General features: G+C 74.1%; 15 protein-coding genes. 1 reads left to right on the forward strand and 14 read right to left on the reverse strand.

What is annotated here, in order from left to right; all coding sequences use genetic code 11:
• From ABZ885_RS11520 to ABZ885_RS11530, 3 genes are all read right to left on the reverse strand, one after another.
• The coding region (locus tag ABZ885_RS11520) for a hypothetical protein (RefSeq protein ID WP_360186564.1) at nt 1-433 on the reverse strand (433 nt) is incomplete at its 3' end.
• A 272-nt stretch (nt 434-705) separates the two neighbouring features.
• Nucleotides 706-1,248 carry a hypothetical protein gene (locus tag ABZ885_RS11525; protein ID WP_360186565.1) on the reverse strand — a complete coding sequence of 181 codons (543 nt, stop codon included), beginning with the start codon at nt 1,246-1,248 and terminating at the stop codon, nt 706-708.
• Nucleotides 1,218-1,829 (reverse strand): hypothetical protein, encoded by a 612-nt coding sequence (locus tag ABZ885_RS11530; RefSeq protein WP_360186567.1) that lies wholly within the window; start codon nt 1,827-1,829, stop codon nt 1,218-1,220. Before ABZ885_RS11530 ends, ABZ885_RS11525 begins: the two co-directional genes overlap by 31 nt.
• Nucleotides 1,830-1,850: 21 nt before the next feature.
• Here ABZ885_RS11530 and ABZ885_RS11535 point away from each other — a divergent pair, with 21 nt between their 5' ends.
• Nucleotides 1,851-2,312, forward strand: a complete 462-nt coding sequence (locus ABZ885_RS11535) for a hypothetical protein (protein WP_360186569.1) — start codon at nt 1,851-1,853, stop codon at nt 2,310-2,312.
• A 104-nt stretch (nt 2,313-2,416) separates the two neighbouring features.
• Here the strand turns inward: ABZ885_RS11535 and ABZ885_RS11540 are convergent, their stop codons facing one another.
• From ABZ885_RS11540 to ABZ885_RS11590, 11 genes are all read right to left on the reverse strand, one after another.
• A complete protein-coding gene (locus tag ABZ885_RS11540; protein WP_360186570.1) occupies nt 2,417-2,830 on the reverse strand; it encodes a hypothetical protein in 414 nt (137 codons plus the stop codon).
• 25 nt (nt 2,831-2,855) lie between these two features.
• The gene (locus ABZ885_RS11545; RefSeq protein WP_360186571.1) at nt 2,856-3,626 is read right to left on the reverse strand and encodes a hypothetical protein; all 771 of its coding nucleotides are present in this window, start codon (nt 3,624-3,626) and stop codon (nt 2,856-2,858) included.
• 11 nt (nt 3,627-3,637) lie between these two features.
• Nucleotides 3,638-4,051: a hypothetical protein gene (locus tag ABZ885_RS11550; RefSeq protein WP_360186573.1), complete on the reverse strand. Its 414-nt coding sequence runs from the start codon at nt 4,049-4,051 to the stop codon at nt 3,638-3,640.
• A 48-nt stretch (nt 4,052-4,099) separates the two neighbouring features.
• Nucleotides 4,100-4,870, reverse strand: a complete 771-nt coding sequence (locus ABZ885_RS11555; protein ID WP_360186574.1) for a hypothetical protein — start codon at nt 4,868-4,870, stop codon at nt 4,100-4,102.
• Nucleotides 4,806-5,948 (reverse strand): hypothetical protein, encoded by a 1,143-nt coding sequence (locus tag ABZ885_RS11560; RefSeq protein WP_360186575.1) that lies wholly within the window; start codon nt 5,946-5,948, stop codon nt 4,806-4,808. Before ABZ885_RS11560 ends, ABZ885_RS11555 begins: the two co-directional genes overlap by 65 nt.
• Nucleotides 5,945-7,216 (reverse strand): ATP-binding protein, encoded by a 1,272-nt coding sequence (locus ABZ885_RS11565; protein WP_360186576.1) that lies wholly within the window; start codon nt 7,214-7,216, stop codon nt 5,945-5,947. Before ABZ885_RS11565 ends, ABZ885_RS11560 begins: the two co-directional genes overlap by 4 nt.
• Before the next feature lie 253 nt (nt 7,217-7,469).
• Nucleotides 7,470-7,910 carry a DUF6238 family protein gene (locus ABZ885_RS11570; RefSeq protein WP_360186578.1) on the reverse strand — a complete coding sequence of 147 codons (441 nt, stop codon included), beginning with the start codon at nt 7,908-7,910 and terminating at the stop codon, nt 7,470-7,472.
• A 13-nt stretch (nt 7,911-7,923) separates the two neighbouring features.
• Nucleotides 7,924-9,381: an SCO6880 family protein gene (locus ABZ885_RS11575; RefSeq protein ID WP_360186608.1), complete on the reverse strand. Its 1,458-nt coding sequence runs from the start codon at nt 9,379-9,381 to the stop codon at nt 7,924-7,926.
• 65 nt (nt 9,382-9,446) lie between these two features.
• Nucleotides 9,447-10,679, reverse strand: a complete 1,233-nt coding sequence (locus tag ABZ885_RS11580; RefSeq protein WP_360186579.1) for a type IV secretion system protein — start codon at nt 10,677-10,679, stop codon at nt 9,447-9,449.
• A 272-nt stretch (nt 10,680-10,951) separates the two neighbouring features.
• A complete protein-coding gene (locus ABZ885_RS11585; RefSeq protein ID WP_360186581.1) occupies nt 10,952-11,656 on the reverse strand; it encodes a hypothetical protein in 705 nt (234 codons plus the stop codon).
• Nucleotides 11,656-11,970 (reverse strand): DUF6112 family protein, encoded by a 315-nt coding sequence (locus ABZ885_RS11590; protein WP_360186582.1) that lies wholly within the window; start codon nt 11,968-11,970, stop codon nt 11,656-11,658. The genes ABZ885_RS11585 and ABZ885_RS11590 overlap by 1 nt, the downstream gene beginning before the upstream one ends.
• Between the last annotated feature and the right edge of the window lie 86 nt (nt 11,971-12,056).

A 12,056-nucleotide genomic window follows, 5' to 3' on the forward strand; every position in this document is an offset into this window, starting at 1 on the left:
CGTCGGCGCGGATCCGGTCGACGAGGTCGTGGTGGCCGGGTGAGGTGGTGACGCGGACCTGGTCGGCGCAGGCCAGCAGAGTCTGCTCGATGCCGTTCATGGCGCTGCCCGGGCCGATGGTGAGCTGGCCGAGGACGTCGGCCAGCTCACCAGGGCTGTCCATCTCGCCGATCAGGTCCCGGAGGTCGTCGAGGGCGGTGGAGATGTCCGCGAGCAGTGTCAGGGCCGCGGCGCTGCGCTCGGAGCGCTGCAGCGCGGGGTCGAGGTGGACGCTCCACTCGCCGTCCCGCAGCCACATCGCGGCCTCGGCGGCGACTGCCTGCCGGTCGAGGGGGCCCTCCGGGACGGACCGCCGGGCCGGGCCTCCCCCCGTCGCCGGGGCCCAGAATCGGAGCGGGGTGAGCAGGGCGAGCGCCTCGTCGGGTCCGTGCACCTCGACGCTGCCGTACGGGCCGCGGCGGATGGCGACCGGTCCGGGCCGGTGGCCGGTGCTCTCGTGGGGTGTGGACAGGTAGTGCTCCAGGAGGAGGGGTCACCCGGCCGGGGCGGTGGCTCGGGAGACGTCGGTGGTCCGAGATGGTGTGGCCGGCCGGGCGGCGGCCTGTTCGGCGCGCAGGACCTGCACGACGAGGGAGGATGCCGCCCAGGTCAGGGACGGTCCGGCGGGGACCGGCACGGGAGGTGGAGTGTCCACCGGGCCGGCGCTCAGTTCGGGTTCTCGGTGACGCGGTCCGCGCTGGTGGCGGCGGCGGCCAGCTCCGGCAGGTCGGCCGCGGCGGCCTCACGCTGGTCGATCCACCAGGACGCCTTGTCCAGCGTGCGCAGCTGCTGCTCGACGGCCAGCCAGCCGTCCTCGGTGAGCGTGCCCTCGACCACCAGGGCCTGGTAGGCGGCGGTCACCAGCTGGTGCCGGCAGCGCTCGCCCCAGGCGATGGCCCGCTCGGGGCCCTCCAGTGGTGGCATGCCGAACTGGGTGGCCCACTCGGCGGCGGCCTCCTGCTCCTCGGCGCGGCGGGCGGCGATCCACGCCTCGCGCTCGGCGGTGTCCCCCTTGCGCTCGGCGAGCCAGCAGTCGCGGCAGGAGCGGGTGGCGAGCCAACGGGCGTAGGAGGCCCGCTTGTCGGCGGGCCGGGAGGACAGGTCGTGATCAACTTCGTGTCCGCAGTCGTGCTCGACGGTCCACGTCTTCTTGACGGCCAGGGCAATTCTCCTTGTGGTTAGCGGGAGTTGGTGGTTCCGGCGGCCCACGCGATCCGCGGGTCGACGGCCGGGGTGGTCGCGGCGGTGGTCGCGGCGGCGGTGGCGTGCAGCGCGGCGGTGGAGCGCAGCCGGCCGCTGGTGGCGAGTGCGGCACGGGCGCGCGGGCTGGCCGGGCCGCTGGTGCGGGCGGTGGCCGGTGCCGCGGGGCGGGCCGCGACGGAGGCGAGGTCCTTGCCCGCTCCGGCGAGCACGGTGGTGGCCTCGCCGATCACCGCCTCGACCCGGGCGAAGTCGACGCTGCCCGGGTTCGTGCGGACCTGGTCCTCGATCGCCCGCAGCCGGGAGGCGATCTCGGCGCTCAGCGCCGCGCGGTCGTGCAGCAGCGCGTCCGCGCGCTGGTCGTCGCGGCTCGGGCCGGCCGGCGGGTGGACGACCGTGTTGAACGGGTCCGCCGCCGCGGGGGTGACGGGCCCGAGCACCGGGGCCTTGAACACCCGCGTCTCGAACGGGTCGTCGTTCTGCGCGACACGGGCCGGCGGCGAGGCGGGGGTGCGGTTCATCTCCTCGATCAGCCGGGTGGCGAACGGGTCCGCAGGCTGGTACGCGCCGCTGAGAGGCTCGAAGCCCAAGTCGGAGGCGACACGCAGCCCTTGGCCGCGCAGCGCGGCGACGGCGGCGGTGGCCCGCTTGTCGCCCTCGTACTCCGGCTCGTCCAGGACGTACAGACTCGGGTGCTCGCCGGTGCGGGCGAATCCGGCCTCGGCGAGCGCGTACGCGGCGGCCTGGTTGCTGTGCGGGTTGGTGGCGACGATGCCCAGGTGCGGGTGGCGGCCGATGTGGACGTCGAAGGGGCGGGGCTGAGCCGGGGCGGCGACCTGGACGACGGCGTCCGGGCCGGCGGCGCGGCTGGCGGGGCTGTCGAGGGCGGGCTTCGTCGCGTCGTTGTAGTCGAAGGCGGGGTCCGCGCTGACCTTGACGCCGGCGCGGCGCAGGGCGGCGGTGGTCTGCCGGGCGTGCAGGAAGATGTTCTGCTCGGCGCGGTCCAGGGCGTGCCGTCCGTCGGCGAGCTGGCGAAAGCCCGCGCGGGCGAGCAGCGTGTGGGCGGCCGGTGAGGCGTCGGGGCCGACATCGGCGACGACGCCGTACTGCGGGTCGCGGGTGATGGAGACGTGCTCGGGGGTGATGCGCTGCTCCTCGGGGCAGATGGCGGACGCGGTCAGCGGCGGGCGGCCGGTGCCGGCGGCGGGGACGTGGGCACAGCGGGTCGGGGCTGGTCGGATATGGCGGCGGTGTGCGCCGCGGTCGCGGTGAGGGCGGCGGCGGCCCGTGCCGCTGCCGAGGGGGCGAGAGTGACGGCAGTGCTTCCGAGGCCGGTCAGCTGGGCGGAGCGGGAAGTGACCGGGACTCCCATGTTCCGCAGAGTGGCTGCGAGTTGGGCCGCAGCCCTGGACTGGGCGATCGGGTCGGGCTCGGCCAGGGAGTAGCGCTCCGGTGCGTGCTGGAGGCCGAGGCGGAATCCCGCGTCGGCCAGGGCGTCGAGGACGGCCGGGTCGCGGCTGGCGGTGGTGACGGTGATCCCGGCGGAGGCCAGGCGGCGGAAGGTGACGCCGGCGGGCTGCTGGTGTGGCAAGCGGTGTTCTCCAAGGGGGGCTCGGTCAGCGGGCGGCAGTGCGGCGGGGAGCCGGTCCAGGAGGCAGCGGCGCGGTGGCCGGGGCGGCTGCCATCCGTGCCCGGCGCGACGGGCGGGCGGCCTGGGCGCGGGTGGCAGGCGGGTGGGTGGTGTCCCGCAGTTGCGTGGCCCGGAAGTCGCGGCGGGCCTGCGGCCCGTAGCCGATGGCCCAGTGGTCGGTGATGCCGAGGCGGCCGGTTCCGGTGTCGTGCCGCAGCATCACGTACGACGACAGGGAGTCGTCGTCTTCTGGTGCACTGCGGGCCAGCCACCAGCCGACATCGTCGAAGGTCTGCATCGCTTCCACGACGATGTCGCCGGAGAGCACCGCGCGGGCGAGGCCCCGATCGGCTGGGATCAGACGCTCTGTGGCGAGGGCGGTGCAGACGACTGACCAGGCCGCCTCCGCGGCGCGGGCGGCGTCGGGGAACGCGCTCTCGTCCTGCAACCACCGGTAGTGCTCGGACAGGTCGCCGTTGCGCTGCTCGGGGCGGTGCCAGTTGGCGACCGGCACCCGGGCCGCGACCAGTCGGTCGACGAGCCGCCCCGCCCTGCGGATCTGCTCGTGCGGTTCGACGCTCCGGCGCTGGTGCCAGCAGTCCAGCGCATCACCGCGCCTGGAGAATCCGGCCTGGTAGATCGCTTCGCGGGCGGGCTGGGGCACATGGCCGGTCAACACGACGAACTCGCCGTGGTCGTAGTCCCATCCGAAGGCCACCAGCCCGCCGGTGGTGCCGGGATCTGTCGTCGTGGGCATCGGATTCCCGATCAGCGACGCTGGGCAGCGGCGGGGACGGCCACCACGAGCATCCGGGTCGGGCCGGTGGCCGGGGGCGCCTCGGCGGCCTTCCGCTTCGCCGCCTCCTCGCGGGCCTGGAGCAGCCGCACCAGGTCGGCCTCCAGCACGTCGCGTTCCTCGGCCGCCTCCTCCAGCTTCTCCAGCTGCGCGTCCAGCTCGTCGAGGACGGCGTCATCCACGCGCCGACGGGCGGTGGCGACGTTGACCAGCCGCACGCGATGGAAGGACACCGCGGTCTCGGCGGCCACCAGCGCGCGGTGCGTGTCGAGCACCCGCGTGGTCTCCGCGTCCACCCGGGCCTGAGCGGCGGTCAGGGCGGTGATGCTCTGACCGAGAGCGGCCTCCAGTCGGGCGTCCTGGCGGGTGAGCGTCATGGTCGACATGCGTCTCCAAGAGGTAGGAAGGGCAACGGAGTTGGCGGGAACGGAAGGTCAGAACGGGGGTTCCAGGCCCGGTCCGGCGAGTCCGGCACTGATCACCGGGCGAGGCGGTCCCGCGGGGAGTGCGCCTGGGCGGCCGAGCACCACGGGGGAAGTCCGGCGGGCGGCTGCGGCCCGCCGGGCGCCGGGCACCGGAGCCTCGGCCGCGTACCCGTAGGAGGCCCACTCCGCGCGTGCGGAGGCGAAGGTGGTGTGGCGGCTGCGGCCGTAGTGGCCGCTGCCCTGCTCGGTGTAGAACACCGCCGCCTCCCCGGCACTGGGGTAGTCGACGAGCAGCTCGACCGACCCCTCGGGGTCCTGGTGGTGCGCGTGGATCACCAGGTGGCCGGCGGCGACGTCCTCGCTGACCAGGTGCACCCAGACGGTGCGGTCGCCGAGCGTCCGCGGCGGGCCCGGAGGCGCCGACGTCCCCAGTGGCGGTGCGGACTTGGCGCGAAGGCGCTGCTCGTCCGGGCTGTAGACCCGGGTGATCCCGTAATCGGCGGCGGCCAGCAGGCGCCGGGCGTCGCGGATCTGCCGCTCGGCGGTGGAGGCGCTCGTGTCCCGGCGGATGCGGTGCAGTCGCAGAGCGTCGTCGCGGACGAGGCCGGCCTGCTCCAGCCAGTACGCGCTGCGCCGGTCGGGAGGGTCGGCGACGATGGTCTGCCGGTCGGGCAGGTGAGCGATGGTGACGTGGGCGATGACGGCTCCTGGACGGTCAGCGGCGGTGGGTGCGGTCGGCCGGAGCGGGAGCCGCCGGGCCCGAGGCGGTGGGTGCGGCACCGACGGGTGGAGCGGCGCGCAAGCTGCGGGAGGCGGCGGCCCGGGCCCGGCCGCGGAGTGCGGTGAGCACCTTCTCGGGTGCGTCGGCCAGCGGCTCGAACGTCTCGATGAACCTCGGGCCGGCGGCACTCGCCGCAGCGGTGGAGGCGAACGTCTCCGAGAGGCTGACGATGCCGCCCTCGTCGACGATGTGCATCGACAGCCCTGCGCGGTGGTCGGTCACGCCTGCCACCAGGTAGCCGAGTTCGGAGGTGACGTAGTGCCAATCGACGGTGAGCCGGCCGGCGAGGACGCCCTCGTAGAACTCCCTGGACTCAACGGCCGTCTCGCGCATGGCAGCGGTGGTCTGTTCCTTGCCGCCGAAGTCCGTCGACGACCACGGCTGCAGCATGTCAGGGTGCGGGCCGGCGACCATCCGGGGATCGGGGAGCGCGCCGGGGGCGGTGCGGCCCCGCAGAGGGTGCGTGCGGTGGGTGCCGACGAGGTCGCCACGAGCGAAGCTGAGCCGGCGGCCGATGGTCTCGGTCTTCTCCGCGAGGTCGGCGAGCCGCTCGGCGACGTCTCCCAGATCCTCGTGCTCAGACGCCAGGTCGTCCGCCCAACTCGCTGCGGCTGCAAGAGCATTGTGCAGCGCGTAGAGGGCGCCGTCGCCGGGTGCGGAGAGCTCGGCCAGCGCCGCGGCCACCTCCGTGGTGGTCGGCGCGCACCGTACCTGCTCGGCCAGGGCGTTGATTCGGTCACCGAGACACTCGCCGGCATCGGCCAGCGGCGTATTGACCGGCGTGGACATCGGTTCGTAGAGGTCGACCGTGAACCCGGCCCGGCGCAGAGCCTCGGTCGCGGTGGAGGCGGCCTGGTCCCGCTGCTCGCGGGTGAGACCGGCCGGGAGCCGGTAGTCGGCTTTCTCCCAGGGGTCGGACGGGTGGCCGTAGATACTGGCCCGCCCGGGAAGGAATCCGGCGCGTTGCAGGATTCCGCCAGCGCCGAGGCCGGCCTGTGCGACGATGACGTTGCCGGGCTCGTTCAGATCGGGGTCGATCACCACGTGGAGCAGCCGCAGGCGGTCGGGCGTGATCATGCCGCTTCCGGGGCCGCGTGCATCCGCGCGTCAGTGTCGAACAGAGTCAACTCGTCACGGTGCAGCAGATGTTGGACCACGAAGCTCCGGCCGGCGACCTTCCACAGTCCGCGGCCCTTGCCGAGGGCGGCGATGGCTGCGGTCTCGACACCGCTCAGTCCGAGCAGTCCGGCGGTGGCGGCCAGCTGGTCGCTCTCCTGCCGGTAGATCACGCGGGTCGCGCAGTCGGTCAGCAGGCCCTCGGCGAGCGCCCGGGTCCGGGAGCCGGCATCGCCGGCCGACAACAGGTCGGACAAGCGGTGGATGATCAGCATGTTCGCGATGCCCAGTCCGCGGCTCAGCTTCCACTGGCTCTGCATGCGCTCCAGCAGGGCCGCGTGCCGCATCACGCGCCACGCCTCGTCGTAGATCACCCACCGGCGACCGCCGTTGGGGTCGCTCAGCGCCGCTTCCATCCATGCGGACGCGCAGGTCATCGCCAGCGTCAGCGCGGTGTCGTCGCCGGAGGAGCCGAGCCGGGAGAGGTCGATGGTCAGCATCGGGCTCTTCGGGTCGAACTCTGCGGTCGACGGCGCGTCGAACATCCCGGCCAGGTCGCCGGTGACCAATCGGCGCAGGGCGTGGGCGAGGTCCTGGGCGGCGGCGCCGACCCGCCGGGTGGGGTCGCCGAGCGCGGCGTCCAGGACGGCGGGCTGTCCGAGGACGGCGGCGACATCGCCCAGGAGCGGGACCTGGCCCGTGCGCGCGGAGCGGTCGACCACCGCGTCCAGGGCGATGTCCATCGCCGTGTACTCCATCGGCATCAGGTCGCGCCGCAGCACGGTGCGGGCCAGCGAGCCGAGCAGCAGGAGCCGGCGCTTGCGGACCTCGCCCGTCCAGTCCGCCAGGTCGACGCCCGCCGGTGGGGCCGGAGCGTCAAGGGGGTTGAGCCTCCCGGGGAGCCCGGGGCCGAGGGCGATGGTGGTCCCGCCGATCGCCTCCGCGACGGACGTCCACTCGCCCTTCGGGTCGCACGGCACGTAGACGCGGTAGCCGAATGCTGTGCTGCGCAAGGCGATCGACTTCGCCAGCGCCGACTTCCCCTGGCCGATCACGCCGGCGACCAGCGTGTTCGGGTTGGTGAAGTTCTCGACCTTGCCATACAAGGCGAAGGGGTCGAAGACGAAGCTGGCCTCGGCGTGGACGTCGCGGCCGATCAGGACTCCGGCGGACCCGAGGCCGCCCTCGGCGAGGAAGGGGTACGCCGCGCTTGCCGTCGCGGTGGTCATGCGGTGCGCGGGAAGGCGCAGTCGGCCGCCGCGCAGGGAAGCGGGGCCGGGACGTCCGGCGGCGGGGTAGGCGGGGAGGAGTTCGGCGTTCTCCTCGCGGCGGCTCTTCGGGCGCTGCGGGCGGCCGGCCTGGCGGGCGGTGCGGCGGGCGGCGGCGAGGTCGCGCTTGGCCTGACGGCGGGCGGCGCGGTCCGAGCGGGTCGGGGTGAACAGGGGGGTGGCACTGGCGGAGCGCAGAGGAACGTTTCTCCTGTCAGATGCGAGGGGCTGTGATGGGGGTGCCGCGCAGCTCGGAGGGGGTGGCGATCACCCGGACGCGGCCCGAGGTGGTGCTGTGGCGCTGGCAGATCACCATGTCCGGTGCGCCCTCCGGCAGTCGCAGCGCGCACGCCTCGCGGGTGGGGCGGCGTCCGTCGGCGCGCGGGGCGCGGTGGTAGGCGTCGTGGAGGGCGTCGCACGTCTGCCAGAGCCGGATGCGGGCGGCGTGGAGGTGGCCGGCCTCGGCCGGGGCGAGCGGCCGGGTGGTGCCGGTGTGGGAGTCGAGCAGCGCGAACAGGGCGACGCAGTGGGCGTGGAGGGCATCCAACTCGCCTCGTGAGACGGGTTCTTGCTCCGGAATGGCGGTGTGGTGGTGGACGTCGACGCCCGCGGTCGCGAAGCGCAGGAGACGGTGGTCGGTCGGCGGGTGGGGCACGGTCGGCCTCCCGTCAGGTTCGGGCGAGCGGCAGGGCGGCCTGCGCGAACGCCTCGGCCTGCTGCCAGCGCAGGAGTCGCGGGTCCAGGCCGGTGCCGGCGGCGGCGGTCTCGATCGAGGCACAGGCCCGGCGCAGCTCTTCCGGGTTGTCGGCGCTGACGACCACCAGGCCGGTCAGGTCGACGTCGGCGTGCCCGGAGATCAGCTCGCGCTCGTGCTGCTTGGCGTCGGCGTACTCCATGCTGTCGGCTTCGGAGTCGACCTGGCCCTTGCGGACCCGCTCGGCGGCGTCGGCGATGATGCTCGACTTGGTGCGCTGCACCGCCTTGAGCGCGGCATCCAGCGCCTGCGGGCCGTAGGTGAGGGAGAGGGTCCGGCGGGCGCCGCCGGCGAAAACGAGCGGGTGGAGGAACCCGTGGGTGACCTCGGAGCGGGGCCACTGCTCGATCCAGTACACCGCGTGGCAGGCGGTGTCGGTGGTGAGGCGTCCGGGTTCCTCGACGACCACGACGGGGCCGGCGGCGGCCGGGCCGGCGGTGGCCTCGCCGCTCTCCGACCACTGCTCAAGGTTGGCGAGCGCCTTCGGGTCGTAGGCCGATCGGATCACGGCGGCGATCTCGCCGGTGCTGAGCCAGCCGCGGGGGTTGAGACCGGCGTTGCGCAGCGACTGCTCGAAGCCGGGCACCAGCTGGGACAGGACGCTGAACGCGCCGCTCAGGCCGCCGCCGGCCTCGCCGATCAGGCGGCGGGCGCCCTTGAGGTCCAGGCTGATGGCGATGTACGCCTCGTGCGGGGCCGCGGTCGGTCCGGCGGCGGCGAGGAGGTCCTCGTAGACGGGGCCTGCGACCTTGGCGTCGGGGCGGCCGTTCTCCGCCCAGTACCGGGCGAGGGCGTCGCCGCTGTCGGGGACGGTGCGCTCGATCACCTGGACGGTGGTGATGTAGCCGGTGCGGGCGAGCGAGGCCAGGCATCGGCCCCAGGCGTTGACGTTGCCGGCCTGGGTGGAGGGGTCCAGCAGCGCGAACGCGCGGCTGGAGACGCGGATGACGGCGGTGAGGGTGTTCTTCTGCGGGTTGTGGATCGCGCCGAGCGTGCCGCCGGGGGCGGTGACGGCGCGCAGGCTGGCGTCGGTGCCGGGCAGGTGGAGCAGGCCGTCGCGGCGGGGCCGGGTGGCGGGCCGGGCGAGCCAGACGAGCTGGCCCTTGGCGCGGCGGAGGTAGTACCTGATGAGGATCGGGGCCCAATCTGCCACGGAGCGGCTGTGGAGGCGGATCAGGACGAGGGCGGCGGCCAGGGCCCAGAGCGGGGTGGCGAGGGCGGCGCCGGCGAGTCCGGTGGCGACCATGGTGGCCAGGAGCATCGCGCCGGCGGTGCCGACGACGGTGAGCTGGGCGGCGGTCAGCCCGAGCAGGACTCCCCGTCGGGATCGGCTGGGGAAGCGGACGGTCGGTGTGGGAAGGTCGGCCGACAGGGGCGACTCCTTCGGTCAGGGCGGGGGCACCGGCCGGGGCGGGCGGTGGCCCCGGCCGGTGCTGGTCAGGAAGTCGGCGGCGTGGAGGAGCCGACGGGGCTGCTCGGCGTGGCGGCCGGGCCGGTGGCCGCCACCGACGGGGTGGCGGGACCGGCGGCGGACGCCGACGGGGCGGCAGGAGCCTGGGCGCCGCTGCGGGCGGCGCGAGCGACACTCATCACGACCTGCGGCGTGGCGGACCCGCCCGAGGAAGCCGCGGCAACTGCGCTCGCGGGCTTGGCGGTTGAACCCTCGCCGGCTCCGCCCCCGGCGGACTGACCGGAAGCGGGGGCCCGGGAGATCAGCGGCTGGCCCTGGTCGCCGCCCGACTGGGCGCGGCGGGTGATCAGCGCCTTTCCGACCGCGTCGCCGCCGCCTCCGGAGGAGGTACCGGGGAAGCGGAAGGTGCTCTGCGACGGGGACGAGCCCTCGCCGGAGCCCGAGTTGCCGGAGCCGCCACCGGCCGGGGCGTCCTGGCCGGGCACCTGCGCCGGGCCCTGCGGGGCGGCTCCGCCCATCGCTGCTCCGCCGGCTCCGCCGGCACCCGCGGTCGCGGCCATTCGGGCGCCCTTCTGGGCGGTCGCGGCGCCGACCTGCAGGCCGGCGGCGGTGCTGCGGTGCAGGTCGTGGCCCTGCCCGCCGTCGCCTGCCCAGTGAACGAACTTGTAGATCGCCATCGGGCTGAGCAGCACCAAGGCCATGACGACGAGGCCGGCGATGATGTCGCTCAGGGCCTGGATGCCGTCCTTGGTGTCGGTCTGGCCGAGTGCGGAGACGCCGACGAGCATGATGATCGTCATGATCAGCTTGCTGAACACCACCGTGGCGGTGGCCTCGATCCACTTCCTGCGCCAGTCGCGGGTCGGCTCCCAGGCGCCGCCGGCCGCCGCGAAGGGGGCGAGCACGACGAGCACGAGGATCGTCACCTTGCGCAGGACCATCGCGCCCCAGTAGAGGATTGCTCCGGCCGCGCAGCCGAGCGCCACCAGCGCCGGGATCGCCCAGCCGAGCGGCGTCGTGATGCCGATCATCGAGACCTTGACCAGGCGCCTGACCGCGTCGTCCATGCTGGAGTTGGCGATCTGGAACAGCCCCCGGCTGAGGGCGTCGACCACGACCAGGGAGACGCCCGTGAAGGTGATCGCTGTCATCGCGAACAGGGTCGCCGAGACGGTCCCGGTGACGGCCTGGCCGAGCGCCTGGCCATCGCGCCTCCAGGCGGCGCGGATCAGCTGGAAGATGAAGGTCATCACGAGCATGACCAGCGCGATCGGCAGGATGGTCGCGTAGTTGGTGCGGAACCACTCCGCGCCGAGGTCGACGCTGGTGGTCTTGTCGACGGCGCGGGAGGCGAGGTCGACCGCGGACTTGGCGAGGTCGCCGGCGCTCTTGGCGACCCAGTTGCCGATGGAGTCGGTGACGGAGTCGCTGACGCCGCCGACGATGACGTCGCAGAGCAGGCCGGATCCGGGAATGTCGCAGAAACCGATGGGCGATCAGCTCCTCTGGTCGGGGTCGATGGGGAAGGAGGTCAGGGGTAGACGGTGGTGGCGATGGAGGCGAGCGCGCAGTCGCTGCCCGGCCGGCACTGGACGGCCAGGGTGATGGAGCGGTCCTCGGCGCCCCGGCCGCCGTCGTTCCAGCTGACGGTCTGCTTGCCGGTGACGGTGACGGCGTAGACGTAGGCGATGGTGAGCTGCGCCGGGTCCTTGCCGATGGCCTGCTGCCAGGCGGCGGGCAGGTGCGCCTCGGCGGCTTCGCCGGTGGCGTGCTGGCCGTTGTCGCGCATCCGGCTCCACAGGGTGGGGTCCGGCAGCTGGGCAGCGAGGGCGTCCGGGTCGGCGTACTTGGTCTCGCCGGTCAGCCAGCCGCGGAGGCCGGCCAGCTGCTGGGGCTGGGTGGCGGTGCGGGTGTCGTAGCTCCACAGCGCGGTGGCGAACGCCGTCGCGAACTTGATGGGGTCGCTGGTGTGCGGCGGAGCGGCGACCACGGACGCGCCCGGTGTCGCTCCGGCCGAGGGTGCGGGGCCGCCGCCGTGCGGCGGGGTGGTCGAAGTGGCGGAAGCGGAAGCGGAAGGGGTGGAGGGGGAGTTGGCGGCGCTCGGGGTGCGGTGGCCGCCGCCCGCCAGCCGGGCGGTGAGCCCGGCCAGCAGGGCGACGGCCACGAGCACGCCCAGGCCGATCAGCAGCCGGCGCAGCATGGTGGACTGGCCGGTGAACGGCGAGGACTTCGGCATCAGTGGACGCTGGTCCCCACCGTCGAGAAGAAGCTGACGATGCCGTTCGCGGCGCCCAGCAGGAGGGCGCAGCCCGCGGCGACCAAGGCGCCCTGCTTACCCTTCTGCTCGCTGCCGTGCGAGCCGGTGTGGTGGCCCCAGGCCCAGACGATGCCGCTGACGCAGAGCGCACCGACGACCGCGATGATCGCGAAGAGGTTGATGCTGCCCACGGTGGACTTCAGGACGGACAGGCCGGGCAGGCCGCCCTCGGACGGCGAGATGCCGGGGTCGTACGCCAGCTGGGTGGCGGCGTCGGCGAGATAGGTGAGCAATCACACTCCACGGCTAGAGGGGCAGGAAGGTGCGCGGGCGGGCCGCGCGGGAAGGGGGAGAATGCGCGAAGTGCGCTGAGATGGAC

It is taken from the genome of Kitasatospora sp. NPDC047058 (genome assembly GCF_040643935.1).
Classification (GTDB): Bacteria; Actinomycetota; Actinomycetes; order Streptomycetales; family Streptomycetaceae; genus Kitasatospora.